Below are 16,321 nucleotides of genomic sequence, written 5' to 3' on the forward strand. Positions count from 1 at the left end.
GTTGGGGAAAAATGGTATAACTTCTAGCGTAAGGCATTGCAGAGGTAAGCCGGGGGTGAAGATTTCTTTTCAGGTAGATAGCGATCTCAGGTCCTTAGATACCGTTTTAAAATATTTTCAGCAACTTGAACCGACGGGCATTCCCCAAAAAGACTGGCTCCAGTGTCAGCTTGCTCTTGCCGAAGGTTTTACCAATGCAGTCCGTCACGCTCACCGACACCTCCCCCCCGAAATCCCGATCGAGATCGAGATTGAGATTACCCCTCACCAGATGGAAATTCGCATCTGGGATCGGGGTTCCGTCTTCGATTTAGAGGACTTTATCGAGAAAAACGCCTATCATGACTATAGTTTCTCTGGTCATGGGCAAGGACTGCCGATCCTCCAAAAAATCGCCGATCAACTCAGTTATACTCGCAGCGAAGATCAGCGCAACTGTCTGTTAATTATTAAACAATTTTCCCGCCATGAATCCGATCGCACCCCTCGTTTCTCCTAGTTGGTTACTAACTAATCTCGATCGCCCCGATCTGATGGTTATTGACTGTCGTTTTCAATTAAACGATCCCGATCTCGGTTATCAAGAGTATTTGGCCAATCATATTGAAAATTCCTTCTATTTACACCTCGATCGCGATTTATCGGCTCCCATTGCCCGTCATGGCGGCCGTCATCCTTTACCGAATCCGCAGACGATAGCCGCTAAATTAAGCTCTTTAGGGGTGATTTCTGGTCAAACCCATGTTATCGCCTACGATTCCTCCCGTTTTGCCTTTGCCAGTCGTCTCTGGTGGTTATTACGTTATCTCGGCCATGAACGAGTCAGCATTCTCGATGGTGGTTGGCAAAATTGGTTAAATGCCGGTTATCCCGTCTCTAATCAGATACCTGTGCCGAAAACCGGCTCTTTTCTCCCCCAAGTTCAACAGGATTGGGTAGTGACGATCGAGGAGGTAAAAAGGCAAAAAGAGCAAGGGGGAGTGGTGTTAATTGATGCCAGGGAAAGCGATCGCTATCGGGGTGAAAGGGAACCGATCGATCCGATCGCGGGCCACATCGAGGGGGCGCTTAATTATCCCTGGTTGGAAGTCACCGATAGTCAGGGTTTTTCCCAACCCCAGGACCTGCAAACACAACGTTGGCAAGAGCGGCAAGGCGATCGAGAAATTATCCTCTACTGTGGTTCAGGAGTGACAGCCTGTGTTAATATCTTTTCCCTGACCCTAGCCGGATACGAGAATGTTAAGCTATATTCTGGAGGTTGGAGTGATTGGTGTTCCTACCTGATCTAACCAGCCTTGTTGATGCTCATCTATCGAGAAAGATTATCAAAATGACCTAATTACTGTACAATCCCCCTATTATCACTTTTAATTATTCCGAAACTATTATCTAATTTGTCTCCTAAGTGGGTGGGTGGAATTAAATATAAGATGAACGTAGGTTGGGTTGAAGCATGAAACCCAACGCCCGATTATGTTACGCTACCGCTAACCCATCCTACAAATAATTGTGCCTCCCTACTTAGACAAAAAAGCTAATTTTTATTTTAGTTGCTATCTTTTTGCTCTCAAATCACCGCTATTCCTCAAAGAATAGTCATTTTCCCCCGTAAAATTACTTTTTAGTAATTTTATAGTTAAACTCTATAAAAAATTAGGTATGTATTTTGTATGACAGAAGCCGGTCTTTGTCATTGTAATGGTGGCACCCGTCCGAAAGATCGCCTTTCGATTTTTGTGGATGGCAATAATATGTTTTATGCTCAACAAAAAAATGGTTGGTTTTTTGACCCGCGCAAGGTGTTAAATTACTTCACCAACGACCCGAATATTATGTTAATTAATGCCTTTTGGTACACGGGTTTAAAAGATTCCCAAGATCAAAGAGGTTTTCGCGATGCTTTAATTAGTTTGGGTTATACGGTGAGAACAAAAATTTTGAAAGAATATTATGATGATAGTTCCGGTCGTTTTTCCCAGAAAGCTAATTTAGACATCGAAATTGTCGTCGATATGTTTAATACCGTCGATCAATACGATCGAGTGATTTTATTTAGCGGTGATGGCGATTTTGAACGAGCGATCGAACTATTGCGCTCTAAAAATACTCATATTACCGTAGTTTCTACGGAAGGGATGATCGCTAGGGAATTACGCAACGCTACCGATCGCTATATTGACCTGAATGATATTCGCAAAGATATCGAAAAAAGTGATTATTAATCGGCAGTTTTGTCTTTAAACCGACTATTTATCCCCTTTTTCTTTATTGGTAGTCCTCACCCCAAACCTTCTCCCAGAAGGGGATAGGTGAGGCAATTAACCATCTCTTGTTTATTTTTCCTTGAGTCGAAAGAGTAAAAACTGATTGACCTGATTCGGATTAAAATTATCATCACTGACTAAAATCAAAGAGCGACTACCATCAGCTAATCTTGGACCGGGGGTCATTGCTTCCAAATTATCTAAATCAATCCCCAAAGTCCCTAAATCTAGTAATAATTTTTTCCGCAAGGGTTGCACCTGTAAAGCTTCTAATTCCCCCGGTATTCTGGCGATTTTCGAGGTATCAGTGGCACTCCCATTAACTACCTGAAATAGTTTCGCTCCAAAACCTTCTAAACCAAAAGTTCGCTCTAAACTAAGAAAATAACCCTCTTTTTCTAAAGCTAATAATTCCGTTAAACCGTAGTATCTCGCACTACTGGGAGGCTCATCTAAGACATACAACTGTTCCGATACTAACACAGGCGCACCAATCGGATCAATCACATAATGAAGAAGTCGCACTCTGAGATTTTCTGCTCTTTTTCCCGTGGGACTATCTTGAATTAAAGCGTTTTCTGTGGCAGTAAACAAACGAAAAGGATCGTCTTTGAGGGTGCTGGTAATCCCTAAAGTTAAGGATTCAAACCCTAAATTATCCTGTATTCCTTTTTGATTGGTATCATCCGGTAAAAAGCGATTAGGAATTAATAAAGACTCCTTTAATTGTCCCTGCAAATCAAATTCAGCAATAAAAGGAGCAATTCCCTCTTTAACCGCACCTTCACTGGAAATAAACAAAGTTTGTCGGGGCGAAAAAGCGATACCTTCCGGGTCGATCGATCCCTTTTTAAACGTTTCTCCCTTGCCATCTTTTAGGAACGTGACTGCCTCTAAATTCACTTTTTCGATTTTTTCATCATTTATCTGCAAACTAGCCCGATAAAAGCGGGCTGGAGCTTTCTGAGAACGATCATCACTGAGGAGATAAAAGCGGTTATTGGTGCGATCATAGCTAATTGCCGATAATCCCCCCACCCTTGTCCCCTGATAATCCGCTTGTGGTAATTGATATTCTCCCAAAAACTCGATCGAGAGGGGTAGAAACATTCGTTGTTCTGCCAAAACTTGTGGGGAGACACCACAAGCCCCCAGACTAAAGGTTACAATTAAACTAGCAATTAAACCCAAAATTGGCAAACGGCAATTTTCGGCAGTCAGTCTCTTATAGAATCGATCGATCACAAAATATCATCCTCTACTACGCTCCTATCAATCTATTATGCTACGTTTTTCTCTCAGTTTATGGCTCTGTTTGATCGGTACTTCCCTTCCTCTCCTAGCACAAACAGAAACCCCTGCACCCAATCCCCTCGAAACTCCCCTAAAAAGTCCTTTATTACCCGCAATCGATCGCCCTTTAACTCCCTTGGAGCATCGTCAACTGTTATTATACATCGATCAACGGGATGCTGAAGCTCAAGCTAAATACGATGCGGGATTAAATGAGGAAGCTTTTCCTATCTGGTATGAAGTGATTAAATTAAATCGTTATTTAGGAGCCAAAGAAGAAGTAAAATCTTTGGGAAAAGTGGGGTTAGCAGCTTGGAATCGAGATCGAACCGAGGATGTTAAATTAATTACTGCTCGTTTAAAAACTGTGCAACAAACTGCAGAAACTAACCGGACAATGGACGAGGAATTATTAGCATTACTAGGTACATCCTATCAACAGGTACGAGCTTTTAATGAGGCGATAATTGTCTATGATAAAATCCTAGCTAATGCCAGAAAATCTGGGGATAATCTGGCAGTAGAAGCAACTTTAAATCAACTTGGTCAAATTCATTTATCCCGTTTTGATTATCAAAAAGCCGCCCCAGTTTACGAGGAATTATTAACTATTTCTAAGGCGCAGAATAATTCTTTAAATCAAGGAATTTATCTGCAAAGACTAGCAGAAATTTATCGAGAATCTCTGCAACCAGCTAACGCAGTAAAAATTAAAGAAGAAATAGCTGAAACCGAGATCAGAAATCAGCAAATACAGTTAATCCCCGATCTAAAAATTCAAATTGGTTTGGATTATCAAGCTTTAAAAGATGCAAATAAAGCCAGCCAAAACTTTCAAGAAGCCTATTCTCTCGCTTTTGCTTTACAACAGTACGGCACCGCAGGAGAAGCTTTAAATAAATTAGCAGAACTTTATAAAAGTTATCAACAGGTGGATTATGCTTTACAAATCTATCAAGAATTAATTAAAGTCCATGAATTGGGTTATAATTACTACGGTTTAATGAACACCTACGATCAAATCGGTCAAATTTATCTAGAGAGAAAAAATTATCCCCAAGCTTTACTCGCTTTCCAAAAAGGTGCGGAATTAGCCCAAGCTATCCGTTATCGTGAACAATATTTTCAAACCCAAATCACTCAAATTAATCAAGCAATAAATAATCCTGAATAGTTTTGAAACCATGATCGCATCTCACATTTGCAAAAATACCAAAAATCAGTCAGCAATTATTAGTGAATCTTAAAACGCCAATTCAAAAATGAAAAGCATCAACCTCAAGATTTGACAAAGAAAGGCTCCTCAGTTACTGAAAGAAAAATCTTTACTTATGACAAGGCCAAAGAATTTTGTGGACATCAAGAGTTGAGTCAGAAACTAGGAGCAGATTTTTATTTTGCTACTCCTTATCATTCTTGGGAGAGGGGATTAAACGAGCCTACTAATGGACTATTGAGATAATTTTTTCCCAAGGGAACGAATTTGAAAATCGTTGAACCAGAGGAGGTAGAAAGAGCCGTAAACTTAATTAACAATCGTCCTCGAAAATGTCTTGACTATCGTACCCCGAATGAGGTATTCTATAAAGGTAGATTAGACAGGGATGCAATTCAGACTTAAATTGATCAATTTTTTGCCAAATATAATCTTTGTCAAGTTAGGAAATTTGAAAAGATTTGATGCCTTTTCACAACTCATTTAGGTTTGCTATATTATGACAAAAGATGCTAGTCTTTCCGACAATTACCAGTAGTTTTTGCTGAAATCATCACAAATTACTGACAAGTTTAATTATTAAAAGAGGGTGAGCGCCCATGGTCAAATCCGAAACCTAGCTGCTAAGAACCGAAAAAGTTGAGTTAGTATGAGGGGAGATTACCCTCTGAGGAGTTGCACTAAATTATATGGACATCAAATTAATCCTGTTGGCATTAACGGCTGTATTCACCGTCTCCTGTCTCTTTTTCGGCACCCGCAACGGTTTTTATGATAGCGATAACTACGATGGCAACGGTTCGGCTCACTAACCAGTCATCATAATCAGGGTTGCCATGGTTCAACGCTCTACTGCTGTCTGGGGGTCAAAATCCCTTTTATCCTGTTTACCTTTTGGTGTCGGTCACGCATCGGAAGGGGTTTGTCTCCTACTGAAAATCGGTTCCTATCGCATACTTTTAGATTGCGGTTTGGCCGATATGCAACCCCTGACCGAAAACAAAAAACCACCCGTAGATCTGGTGTTCTGTAGTCATGCCCACAGCGATCACATCCGTGGGTTAATGGCTCTCCATCAGACCTATCCCCAATTGCCAGTTTATGCCAGTGAGGTGACAGTACAACTGCTGCCCCTACAATGGCCCGATTCTGCCGAGGAAATCGGCAGTTTCTGTCAGGGTTGGCCATGGCGATCACCGATCACTCTCTTTGATGATCTCACCGTCGAGATTTTTCCGGCCGGCCACCTACCCGGGGCCGCCGTGGTCTTATTCACCTACAAAACCCCCAAACGTACCTATAAAGTCCTCTATACCGGCGATTTTTCCCTATCTAATTTTCAACTGGTGGAAGGATTATCGATCGATCTGCTGCGGGGAATATCCCCCGATGTGCTGATTATTGAAGGCAGTTACGGCACAGAACGCCATCCCCACCGACGACAGCAGGAAAAACAGTTGATGAATCGCATCTATCATGCGATCGCTGAGGGGCAAAATGTCTTACTACCCGTCCCCGCTTTGGGATTGGGTCAAGAAATTTTAAAATTACTGCGATCGCATCATCAATTCACGGGTCGCGATATTGATATCTGGGTTGGGGGCAAGATCGCTAAAGCTTGCGATGCCTACCTAGAAATCTTACCACAATTTCCCGCATCTGTCCAGAATTTTGCCAAACATCAGCCCTTATTTTGGGATGAGCGCATCTGTCCCCGGTTGCGAAGGTTGCCAGAAAAACCGACACCTCTAGGGGGAACCACTCCGATAATTTTACTAATCGATCGCCTAGAGGAGGTGAGTAAATATCTGCAAGGGGATAAACCTTGGTTAATGTTAGTTCCCCAACACCTGCACGATATCAACCTAGAGAATCCCCGATTAAAAGCGGCACAGCGTTCGCGATTAATTAGCCAAGAAACCTATCTACTGGCTGAACATAGCGATAGTCGCAACACCACCCAACTGATCCATAACCTGCGGCCGCAGCATATCATGCTCGTCCATGGCTCCCCCCTATATCTAGCGGATTTGACCAGTTTAGAAGAATTACAAAGCCGTTATCAACTCCATTCTCCGGCCGTGGGAACCCTGGTGGAATTGCCTATTGGCGATCGCTTTATGCAACCGACACCCCCGGCCCCCAGTCACTATGAGGGAGAATTAAATGAATCGGATTCGATCGTCACTATCACCTTACCAGAGTCGATCACCCGGGATCCCCGGTGGAGTAATTTCGCCGATACGGGACTGGTAGAAGCACGCTGGCAAGGGGAAGAATTATTATTGCGGGGAGTCTCTCAACGGGAACTATTAAGCGAGAGTCCCAATCGCATCACCAAAGCTTTAGAGGAGATGGATTGCTGTCGTGTCTGTGTCCACTACAAAAGTCAGCGCTGTTGGAATCCCGCTTCTCCCCTCTACGGTTTTAAAGTGGTTGCCGAAGGCTATTGTCCCGTTTTTGAAGCCAATATATAATTAGGGTCTGCTGAAAAAGTTGGTAGCTGGGGTTAGGAGTCGGTTTTTAGGAGTCACTATTCTGGGACTTCCTCCCTACAGAAATACTAAAAAACTAACAAAACCCTTAGATTTTAACTAAGAGGATGTTTGAAAAGGGTCACAGGTAGCCTAGTTGTCTAGGCAAGCCGCCTCAACATGAGTCGAATCATGCCGAGATAAATAAACGCCTCGAACTGTTCAACGTATCTCAGGGGAAGAGTTTCGGGTCAATCCTCGTAGTCTTTGCTTAATCGTCGCCAATAGACCTCTTGCATAATTTTTTTATGGTAAAACAGACGGTTTGGCTTTTTTATTGATTTTTGGATAGAAGTTAAAAAAAGAATATAGTCATTTCAGATAAGTCTGATACAATCTAGACCAACAAAATCCTTATGAACTCTGGGATTGATATTCTCAATCTTAATTGAAATGACTATAGAACATATCTTCACATTTCTTAAAAGTTGCCAAACATTAATCCAGTGAAGGAGAATTGTAATTAATCAGGAGAATTTATTCTCAATTATAAAAATTGAGATAGTTTGTGCCGCTCAAATAAAGAGGTTTTGATAACCAAATTAAAGCATATCTAAAGAGTTTTGAGTTAAAAGTAAAACTTCAAGTTTTTATTTAAAACAAACTTAATAACTAACTAATTTTTCCAAAAAAGTTAGTTAAACCACCACTATAACATATAATTAATTTACAATAATTCTACTGATAACTGATAACTGATTAAAGCCCACCCTAAAATACTATCTAAGCGATTAAAGATTTAACTTTACTAATGATACCAACTGGGTCAATACCTTGGTGGGGGAATTGTTCCCATAAACCGCCACAACCTTCATGGTGAGTACCGATGTAGGCGTATTTAGGAGTTAAACCGCGTTCGAGTAACCAAGAACCATAACGGCTACCTAAACCCGTACGACGGTTAAATGCTTCTACCACTAAAACAAAGGGAGAATTACCAACTTTAGCGATAATTTCTTCATCCACTACATTGAGAGTAGATTTATTAATTAAACCCACGTCGATCCCCTCTTGTTTTAAGCGTTCCACTGCATCTAAAGCGCGGTATAAACCATCGCCAAAGCTGATGATATAACCGGCAGTGCCTTCCCGAATTACTTCATCTTTTCCGGGGACAAAGGTGTAACCATCGCCAAAGAAATTATTGCCTTTAGTATCAAGAATATTGGGAGTTTTAGAACGAGTCGAGAAGATAAAACGTAAACCGGGTTGATGGAAAGTTGCCTCGACACAAGCGGTCATTTGTGCCGCATCGGCCGGGAAATAAAGACGGGTTTCGTAACCGTCATCGAGTCCATTATCGGCAAAGAAATTATTCAAACCAAAGTGACAGGTATTATCGGCCATGTCATCGATACCGGAATGGGAAAAATGACACAAAAGATTAGAATAATTCAAGCGGGCCATGGTGATTTCAGAAATACACATTTCTAGAAAAGCGGCAAAGGTGGCGAAAATTCCCTGTTTACCTTTTTCCATACCAAAACCAGCGGCTGCCGAAAGATTGCCCCGTTCCATAATACCGGAAGGAATAAACACTTCGGGATGTTTATCGTGGATAATTTTCAAACCACAGGAACCTTCTAAATCGCTATCTACTACTAATACCTTAGCCTTGCGTTCTTCCTCGCTCATTTTGCCTAAAAGACTGACTACTGCTTCGCCGAAAACATTGCGGTTAGAACCCCATTTATCCCCAGAACCGAGGAATTTATAGTCATTAGAAGGCTTCTTAATACTGTTGAGATATTCCACAGCGGCACTGTGTCCTTTTGCCTCTAAATATTTTAAAGCCAAGGGGACAGAAATCACATCATGACCGTGGTTAGAACCTTCTAAACCTTCAATACCGGGACACATGGGACGTTTATTAATAATCGCAATCGGGCCCGGAGTATTAATTGCTTCACAGATATTGCGATACAAACTATCGATATCTTCCCCATCTCCCACTAACACTTTTAGACCATGGCCGATGAGAGTTTTAGCCACATCATAACCGGGTAAATATTTGGAAGGATTACCGGCAATCGTCACATCATTATCATCAATAATCAGCTTAACATTAATGTGTTGAGCCACGGCTAAACGGGCAGCTTCCGCGTCATTGCCTTCCTGTTGAGAACCATCGGAACCTAAACAAAAAACGGTTTTTCCGGGGTTAGCTAAAGCGACACCGTTAACGTAGGGCCACATATGTCCTAAACGGCCAGAACTAAATTTGACACCGGGGGTTAATCCTAATTCCGGGTGTCCGGGGAGTTTAGAATTGGCCTCGCGGTAGTGCATTAATTGTTCTGCGGGTAAAGAACCTTCTAACGCAGACATGAGATATTGAGTACCGACGCGGTGTCCTGCTTCATCGAAGAAGATTGGTACAAATTGACTAGGTTGACTGCGGAAAAGAGCATCGAGAATCACCACTTCCGGGACGGTATCGTAGGGACCGCCGGTGTGTCCACCCACACCCCGGGCCGCACCCGTGGCAGTAAAAAAGATGATAGCATCGCGACAAAGTTGGATATTGGCTTTTAGGGCGCTTCTTTGGTCGTCGGTGAGGGTGGGGTTACTGGGGTCGAGACTGATGGGTTTATAGGCACTCAAATCGATGGGAAAGGTTGTCATCGTAGATTTTCCTTAATGTAGAGAAATAACTATAGTCAGGGAAATCATAGCCTAGAATGTCACCCGATCGATTGATTGAATAATTTCTTATCATTGGTGTAGTCCCTAATACAAAAGTTTTACCCCTGCTGGGATAGCTTCCACTGTCCAGGACGGGGGAAATCTTAAAAAAGATAGGAGAAAAAAAGCTGTTCTTGAGGGCAATAGTCCAGAATGGCAGCTAAGACCAAGTAAAAAGGATAACCTTTGACTCGGTTTTCCTTTTCGGGAGGCGGTCGTAGGTCGTCAATATCAAATTAGGTTATACTTCATCTTTATGAGAAGGGCTGTCAGTTGATATTAATGCAATCTCTAGCCCAAAAATCGGCGCATAATTAACAAAAACTAGATTTAAGGTAAAAACTATGTGTTTAGGCATACCGGGACAAATTACGGCAATTATTGATGAAAACCATCATCTCGCTCTCGTCGATGTGGGGGGTGTAAAAAGAGAAGTAAATATCGCTTGTATTGTTGATGAAGACCATCCCGCTAATACTTGTGTAGGGGATTGGGTATTAGTTCATGTGGGTTTTGCCATGAATCGAATCGATGAAGATGAGGCGCAAGAAACCCTAAATTTATTAACACAATTAGCGGAATTAGAGTTAGAATTTAATCATAATTAATGTTCTTAAAGTAGTCACCCATAAATTAATGCTGTTGTCTATCTATAAGAAATGTAAATTACGGCAATTATTACTGACTACCGACAGCTAAAAATTATAATTAAAGGAGATAAACTATGAAATACGTTGATGAATTTCGTGATCCAGTTAAAGCGTCGGGATTAATTCAACAAATAGAACAATTATCGACAAGAATCTCTGAAAAGCGGCAAAAAGTTACTAAAATTATGGAGGTTTGTGGAGGTCATACCCACTCAATTTTTAGATACGGTATCGAGGCAATACTTCCAGAAACTATCGAATTAATTCATGGTCCTGGATGTCCCGTTTGTGTGATGCCGCGAGGTCGTTTAGATGATGCCATTTTTCTCGCACAAAAACCGAACGTAATTCTGACAACTTTTGGCGATACTATGCGTGTTCCCGGTTCCCATTTGAGTCTGCTGCAAGCACGAGCAAAAGGTGATGATATTCGCATGGTTTATTCTCCTCGCGATGCCTTAAAAATTGCCAGAGAAAATCTCGATAAAGAAGTAATATTTTTAGCATTAGGGTTTGAAACAACCGTTCCTAGCACCGCTTTAACCGTTTTAGAAGCACAAAGAGATGGCATCACTAATTTTAGTTTATTTTCTAATCATGTGGTGATTATTCCCGCTCTGAAAGTTTTGTTAGATAACCCAGATTTACAGTTAGACGGTTTTGTTGGTCCCGGTCATGTCAGCATGGTAATTGGCACAGAACCCTATCAAGTTATTGCCCAAGAATATCATAAACCTGTGGTAGTTTCTGGGTTTGAACCCTTGGATATTCTCCAATCAATTTGGATGGTATTAAAACAATTAGATGAGCAGAGATGTGAGATAGAAAATCAGTACGATCGAGTGGTACAAAATCAAGGAAATAGAGTCGCTTTATCGGCAATCAAGCAAGTTTTTGAACTGCGGGATCAGTTTGAATGGCGAGGTTTAGGAGAAATTGCTCAAGGAGGATTAAAACTGCGAGATGAGTACAGTAATTTTGATGCGGAGAAAAAATTTACCCTACCCAATCAGCGTGTTAAAGATCACAAAGCTTGTCAGTGTGGCGAAATTCTTAAAGGTGTTTTAAAACCCTGGGAATGTAAAGTATTTGGTACTGCTTGTACTCCCGAACACCCCATCGGTACTTGTATGGTTTCTAGTGAAGGTGCTTGTGCCGCTTATTATAAGTATGGCAGACATCGGTAAATTTTTTTACTGATTAGTGTCCTTTCCCGCGAGGAAACGCTAGACTTTTCAGAGAAAAAATTAACAATCTCTCGGTAACAAAAAAGGATGAAAATCAAAAATAATCTGGGTTTATTTAGCTTAACTACCTCTCTACTGCTAGTTATCGCTTCAGAAATCGTTCTTGCTTCCCAAGAACAAACCCTAGAACTGCCACCAAGTCAACCCCCCAGCGCCGATTTTTTCAAACCCGTCACCAATCTAATTAAAGATTTAAACCATCAGGGAGTAACCATCACCGATCCTAATGATCCCATGGCGGTGCGCTACCGAGTCAATTCCCCCTGTCGCGGTTGTGCGGTTTATCTAGGCACGGGAGTTGCCAATCCTCGCACCCAGACTAATAATAATGGCATGGGAATCAATTTTGGTCTTGGTTTCACCATGCCTTTTTCACCCTAAATACCGATGACATATTTACGCCATTCGTGATTGTGATTCCCCCTGGTGTGCTTTAATAGCTCAAAGTGGAGACTGCTGTAGGGACGACGTGGCTGGGCGAGTAGGGACATATTGGCCTCTTTTGGTGTACGATTGCCCTTATGCACATTACAACGCACACAAGCCGCCACTAAATTCTCCCAAGTGTCACCCCCTCCGCGAGAACGGGGAATCACATGATCAATGGTTAATTGTTCACCTCGGTAGAGACAGTATTGACAGGTGTGATGATCTCGTTCGAGAATATTACGACGGGTTAAAGGAATTTCCTTGTAGGGAACACGGACGTATTGCCTAAGACGGATAACGGAAGGTAGGGGTAAGTCACGACAAACCACTTTTCCGTTATGTTCTAGGGATTCAGCTTTTCCTTTCAATAATAAAACGATCGCACGCCGCCAACTGGTAATATTTAGCGGTTCGTAGGAGGCATTCAACACGAGAACCTTGCTCATAGGTGTCTGGAGATCGCTTGAATTTACCCCGAATGGTAACACATATCACTGGGATTGGGACCTATTATACTCAATCCGTTGAGCATAGGCTACATATCAGGACAGCCGAACGGCAAGAGGCACTCATGCAAAAGGGTCTTGAGGTTGATGCGTTTCATTTTTGAATTGGCGAAGCTAGTTCGAGAGTTTGAATGCTCAGGACGCTGCCAAAGCAGCAATGCCGACCTCTAGTTTAGAATGGGTTTGTAGGGGGAACGAAAAATACTCAAGAATCTGATTGAAATTGATGGTGCTAAACAAGTAATGATAAATCCAAAGAGGAATTATAGTGATAGATAAAATACTATATCTCCCCGATCCGTAGGCAATTTTGGACAATTAGGCATGGCGGAGAGACACTTGATTTTTAGCGACTATTCTATCATCATTACTTCTTGAGGACTACCGTAAAAAGCAAAAAGCGGCCAGATTTGCCTTTTGTTCCCTCTTATCTATTCCTCTCAATAATTTCGACTCAAATCATGAAAAAACGCTTACAATGGCTAGGTTTAATCCTGATCACCCTGATAGGTGTCCTAGCTTTTCGTTCCCCAGCAATTGCCCAAACCCCGCGACATTTTACCGATTTAACTTTTCCTCCCCTTCCTGAAGTTACAGTTCCCCAATACGAGCGCTATCAACTAGATAATGGGATGGTGGTTTATTTAGTGGAGGATCGGAGCTTACCTTTAGTAAGTGGTACGGCGATGATTCGGACGGGAGGAAGATTAGAATCCGGGGAAAAAGTCGGATTAGCCGATATTACTGGAACCGTGCTGCGTAGTGGTGGCACGGAAAAACATCCTTCTAATGTCTTAAATCAGTTATTAGAACAAAGAGCAGCCCTAGTAGAAACCTCGATCGATCTTAATGCTGGAACTGCTAGTTTTAGCGCTCTTAGTGAAGATTTAGAAACCGTTTTTAATCTCTTTGCTGAGGTTTTGCGTTCCCCAACTTTTGAAAATCAGAGAGTGGAATTAGCCAAAGTTCAGGAAAAAGGAGCAATTGCCCGACGTAATGATGATCCCAGTGATATTGCTAGTCGGGAGTTTAAAAAGCTAGTCTATGGTGATAATAGCCCCTACGCTCGTACTGTAGAATATAGCACTTTAGCTAATATTGATCGTCAGGATTTAATCGATTTTTATCGTACCTATGTCCGTCCCGACCAAATAATTTTAGGAATTATCGGTGATTTTGATTCTCAGTCGATGAAAGCATTAATCAATAAGACTTTTGGCGATTGGAAAAATCCCGCCACTGCCCCTAAAATTGTCACCCCTTCGGCAACCCAAAAAAATCTTCAAGGTGTCTTTGTCGTCAATCAACCCCAATTAACCCAGAGTAGCGTTTTATTAGGTCATCTTGGGGGTCGGTTGGATAGTCCCGACTATCCCGCTTTAACGGTATTAAATGAGATTTTAAGCGGTTTTGGTGGTCGTTTATTTAATGAAGTGCGCTCCCGTCAAGGATTAGCTTATTCTGTCTATGGTGTCTGGAATAGTCGTTATGATTATCCCGGTTTATTTATTGCTGGAGGTCAAACTCGCACCGATGCTACCGTACCTTTTATTAAGGCAATTTTAGGCGAAATCGAGCGCCTTCGCAATCAACCCGTTACTGCCAAAGAATTAGAAGACGCTAAAAATGCTATTCTCAATTCTTTTGTTTTTAAGTTTGAGAAACCTGCTCAAAATTTATCGCGATTGATGACTTATGAATACTATGGTTATCCCCAAGATTTTATCTTCCGTTATCAACAAGCGGTAAAAGGGGTGACAATTGCCGATATTCAACGAGTGGCCCAACAATATCTACAACCGAATCAAATTGTGACTCTAGTAGTGGGTAATGAACAGGAAATTCAACCTCCTCTATCCAGTTTGGGAACTACGGTTAAAACTGTTGATGTCACCATCACACAAATATAAATAACTGTAGAGATGTCGGGTGTGTTACATGACGCTAACACACCTGAGAAAAATTTCCTTTTAAATGTTGACAAATTGCCTATCATAAAAGCATAGTCTTCATCAATTCCCCAGAGACTTTTAGGGTTAGTATGTAATGCTCATCGAATTTAGTGTCGGTAATTATCGGTCTTTTAAGGATGTAGTTACTCTCAGTATGGTGGCTGCAGATGAAGCAGCAGATAATGATGAGCTTGATAAAAATAATGTTTTTAAGGTTAATCAGAATTTTAGTTTACTAAAAAGTGCTGCTATTTATGGAGCAAATGCTAGTGGTAAGAGTAATTTGATTCTGGCCTTATATTTTATGCAAAGTTTTGTCATTAATTCCTCGAAATTACAAATTACAGATAAGATAGATTTAGAAAAATTTCGATTAAGTTCTGAAACCGAAGATAAACCTTCTTTTTTTAAGATAGTTTTTTATCTAGATAATAAGACCTATGAATATAGCTTTGAAGTCACTCAAGAGCGAGTAATTTCTGAGGGGTTATCTTGCACGCCCAAAACTCGTAAAACTAATATATTTAGTCGTGAAAAAGATAAAATTAAATATAGTAAAAGTCTGATGAAGGGCAAAGATGTCAAAGATTTAACTAAAAAAAATACCTTATTTCTATCGATTGCTGCTCAGTTTAATGATCCGTTAGCAGGTAAGATTTTACTCTGGTTTAGTAGGTTAAAGATTATATCGGGTTCGCAACTTGAAAATTTAAGACAGCTATCTATTGACTATCTTTCTAGAGAGCAAAATCTTAAAAATGAAATCGTTTTCTTAATTAAAAAATTAGATTTGAGTATCAAGGATATGAGTATAGAAGTGGGACGGAAACCCCTAGATAATTTTCATAAGGATATTCCAGATACAGTTTACAACTCCATTGAAACCTATCATGAAAAGTATGATTTAGAGGGAAAGGTAATCGGGTTAGAAAGCTTTCAACTGAATAAACATGAGTCGCGTGGCACTCAAAAATTATTTGCTTTATTAGCACCTATTTTATCGGTTTTAAAAGCAAGTGAGGTATTAATAATTGATGAACTGGATTCCCTACTGCATCCCTTAATGGCAATAGCAATTATTGGATTATTTAACTCTCAACAAACAAACCCTAAAAATGCTCAACTTATTTTTGCTACTCATGATGTTAATTTACTTAGTAATCAACTGTTTAGAAGAGATCAAATCTGGTTTACCGAAAAAAATCGCCAAGAAGCAACGGATTTATATTCTCTGGTCGAATTTGATATTGATAATAATGCTTCCTTTGAACAAGATTATATTCAAGGTCGCTATGGTGCCATACCTTTTATTGGTGATTTAAGCAAAGTTATCGGTGATTATTATGGCTAAAAAAGATGGTAATTATAGTTATTTAAAACGTCAAGCTAACAGGAGACAGCCAAGGGAAATATTTTTGATTGTTTGTGAAGGAGAAAAGACTCGCCAATTCAAAAATGAAACGCATCAACCTCAAGAGTTGACAAAGAAAGGCTCATCAGGTACTGTCTGATCATTAACAAAAACAAATCAGACCCAAAATG

The 16,321-nt window shown here is 40.8% G+C and carries 15 protein-coding genes and 1 pseudogene; 13 read left to right on the plus strand and 3 right to left on the minus strand.

The window, feature by feature from the left end; all coding sequences use genetic code 11:
- Positions 1-55: 55 nt before the first annotated feature.
- The 3 genes from H6G40_RS17300 (at position 56) to H6G40_RS17310 (ending at position 2,225) form a co-directional block, all read left to right on the plus strand.
- On the plus strand, positions 56-499 hold the full coding sequence (locus H6G40_RS17300) for an ATP-binding protein (protein ID WP_002777751.1): 444 nt from the start codon (positions 56-58) through the stop codon (positions 497-499).
- Positions 468-1,292, plus strand: coding sequence for a sulfurtransferase (locus H6G40_RS17305; RefSeq protein ID WP_069475739.1), 825 nt, complete (start codon positions 468-470; stop codon positions 1,290-1,292). Before H6G40_RS17300 ends, H6G40_RS17305 begins: the two co-directional genes overlap by 32 nt.
- A gap of 381 nt (positions 1,293-1,673) precedes the next feature.
- A complete protein-coding gene (locus H6G40_RS17310) occupies positions 1,674-2,225 on the plus strand; it encodes a LabA-like NYN domain-containing protein (protein ID WP_002751943.1) in 552 nt (183 codons plus the stop codon).
- A 111-nt stretch (positions 2,226-2,336) separates the two neighbouring features.
- Here H6G40_RS17310 and H6G40_RS17315 read toward each other — a convergent pair whose 3' ends face one another.
- On the minus strand, positions 2,337-3,512 hold the full coding sequence (locus H6G40_RS17315; protein WP_069475740.1) for an esterase-like activity of phytase family protein: 1,176 nt from the start codon (positions 3,510-3,512) through the stop codon (positions 2,337-2,339).
- A gap of 37 nt (positions 3,513-3,549) precedes the next feature.
- On the opposite strand from H6G40_RS17315, the gene H6G40_RS17320 reads away from it, so the two are divergent.
- From H6G40_RS17320 to H6G40_RS17330, 4 genes and pseudogenes are all read left to right on the plus strand, one after another.
- Positions 3,550-4,734, plus strand: coding sequence for a tetratricopeptide repeat protein (locus H6G40_RS17320; RefSeq protein WP_190538046.1), 1,185 nt, complete (start codon positions 3,550-3,552; stop codon positions 4,732-4,734).
- Positions 4,735-4,872: 138 nt separating this feature from the next.
- Positions 4,873-5,181: pseudogene (locus H6G40_RS17325) on the plus strand (IS30 family transposase); the annotation flags it as partial.
- Positions 5,182-5,465: 284 nt separating this feature from the next.
- A complete protein-coding gene (locus H6G40_RS23755; protein WP_002737208.1) occupies positions 5,466-5,588 on the plus strand; it encodes a hypothetical protein in 123 nt (40 codons plus the stop codon).
- Between the two features lie 24 nt (positions 5,589-5,612).
- Positions 5,613-7,253 carry an MBL fold metallo-hydrolase gene (locus H6G40_RS17330; RefSeq protein WP_002735309.1) on the plus strand — a complete coding sequence of 547 codons (1,641 nt, stop codon included), beginning with the start codon at positions 5,613-5,615 and terminating at the stop codon, positions 7,251-7,253.
- Positions 7,254-8,033: 780 nt separating this feature from the next.
- On the opposite strand, the gene H6G40_RS17335 is transcribed toward H6G40_RS17330, so the two are convergent.
- Positions 8,034-9,935, minus strand: coding sequence for a transketolase C-terminal domain-containing protein (locus H6G40_RS17335; RefSeq protein ID WP_190538048.1), 1,902 nt, complete (start codon positions 9,933-9,935; stop codon positions 8,034-8,036).
- A 404-nt stretch (positions 9,936-10,339) separates the two neighbouring features.
- Between H6G40_RS17335 and H6G40_RS17340 the strand changes: the two genes are divergently transcribed.
- The 3 genes from H6G40_RS17340 (at position 10,340) to H6G40_RS17350 (ending at position 12,273) form a co-directional block, all read left to right on the plus strand.
- Positions 10,340-10,603 carry a HypC/HybG/HupF family hydrogenase formation chaperone gene (locus tag H6G40_RS17340; protein WP_069475744.1) on the plus strand — a complete coding sequence of 88 codons (264 nt, stop codon included), beginning with the start codon at positions 10,340-10,342 and terminating at the stop codon, positions 10,601-10,603.
- Between the two features lie 116 nt (positions 10,604-10,719).
- A complete protein-coding gene (hypD, locus tag H6G40_RS17345; RefSeq protein ID WP_069475745.1) occupies positions 10,720-11,832 on the plus strand; it encodes a hydrogenase formation protein HypD in 1,113 nt (370 codons plus the stop codon).
- 87 nt (positions 11,833-11,919) lie between these two features.
- A complete protein-coding gene (locus tag H6G40_RS17350; RefSeq protein WP_002751924.1) occupies positions 11,920-12,273 on the plus strand; it encodes a hypothetical protein in 354 nt (117 codons plus the stop codon).
- Here the strand turns inward: H6G40_RS17350 and H6G40_RS17355 are convergent.
- Positions 12,270-12,767, minus strand: a complete 498-nt coding sequence (locus H6G40_RS17355; RefSeq protein ID WP_002751922.1) for an HNH endonuclease — start codon at positions 12,765-12,767, stop codon at positions 12,270-12,272. The two genes, H6G40_RS17350 and H6G40_RS17355, sit on opposite strands and share 4 nt — an antisense overlap.
- Before the next feature lie 521 nt (positions 12,768-13,288).
- Here H6G40_RS17355 and H6G40_RS17360 point away from each other — a divergent pair.
- From H6G40_RS17360 to H6G40_RS23425, 3 genes are all read left to right on the plus strand, one after another.
- Positions 13,289-14,737 (plus strand): M16 family metallopeptidase, encoded by a 1,449-nt coding sequence (locus tag H6G40_RS17360; RefSeq protein WP_002777768.1) that lies wholly within the window; start codon positions 13,289-13,291, stop codon positions 14,735-14,737.
- Positions 14,738-14,873: 136 nt separating this feature from the next.
- The gene (locus H6G40_RS17365; RefSeq protein WP_002737351.1) at positions 14,874-16,130 is read left to right on the plus strand and encodes an AAA family ATPase; all 1,257 of its coding nucleotides are present in this window, start codon (positions 14,874-14,876) and stop codon (positions 16,128-16,130) included.
- Positions 16,123-16,290 (plus strand): hypothetical protein, encoded by a 168-nt coding sequence (locus tag H6G40_RS23425; protein ID WP_242028787.1) that lies wholly within the window; start codon positions 16,123-16,125, stop codon positions 16,288-16,290. The genes H6G40_RS17365 and H6G40_RS23425 overlap by 8 nt, the downstream gene beginning before the upstream one ends.
- The last annotated feature ends 31 nt before the right edge of the window (positions 16,291-16,321 follow it).

The organism is Microcystis viridis FACHB-1342 (genome assembly GCF_014698335.1).
Taxonomy (GTDB): Bacteria; Cyanobacteriota; Cyanobacteriia; order Cyanobacteriales; family Microcystaceae; genus Microcystis; species Microcystis ichthyoblabe_A.

Bases quoted from the DNA above. Each gene is read 5' to 3' on its own strand.
- H6G40_RS17355 (WP_002751922.1), bottom strand. From the start codon at position 12,767: ATGAGCAAGGTTCTCGTGTTGAATGCCTCCTACGAACCGCTAAATATT.
- H6G40_RS17365 (WP_002737351.1), top strand. From the start codon at position 14,874: ATGCTCATCGAATTTAGTGTCGGTAATTATCGGTCTTTTAAGGATGTA.
- H6G40_RS17305 (WP_069475739.1), top strand. From the start codon at position 468: ATGAATCCGATCGCACCCCTCGTTTCTCCTAGTTGGTTACTAACTAAT.
- H6G40_RS23755 (WP_002737208.1), top strand. From the start codon at position 5,466: ATGGACATCAAATTAATCCTGTTGGCATTAACGGCTGTATTCACCGTC.
- H6G40_RS17335 (WP_190538048.1), bottom strand. From the start codon at position 9,935: ATGACAACCTTTCCCATCGATTTGAGTGCCTATAAACCCATCAGTCTC.
- hypD (WP_069475745.1), top strand. From the start codon at position 10,720: ATGAAATACGTTGATGAATTTCGTGATCCAGTTAAAGCGTCGGGATTA.
- H6G40_RS17330 (WP_002735309.1), top strand. From the start codon at position 5,613: ATGGTTCAACGCTCTACTGCTGTCTGGGGGTCAAAATCCCTTTTATCC.
- H6G40_RS17350 (WP_002751924.1), top strand. From the start codon at position 11,920: ATGAAAATCAAAAATAATCTGGGTTTATTTAGCTTAACTACCTCTCTA.
- H6G40_RS17310 (WP_002751943.1), top strand. From the start codon at position 1,674: ATGACAGAAGCCGGTCTTTGTCATTGTAATGGTGGCACCCGTCCGAAA.
- H6G40_RS23425 (WP_242028787.1), top strand. From the start codon at position 16,123: ATGGCTAAAAAAGATGGTAATTATAGTTATTTAAAACGTCAAGCTAAC.
- H6G40_RS17320 (WP_190538046.1), top strand. From the start codon at position 3,550: ATGCTACGTTTTTCTCTCAGTTTATGGCTCTGTTTGATCGGTACTTCC.
- H6G40_RS17340 (WP_069475744.1), top strand. From the start codon at position 10,340: ATGTGTTTAGGCATACCGGGACAAATTACGGCAATTATTGATGAAAAC.
- H6G40_RS17360 (WP_002777768.1), top strand. From the start codon at position 13,289: ATGAAAAAACGCTTACAATGGCTAGGTTTAATCCTGATCACCCTGATA.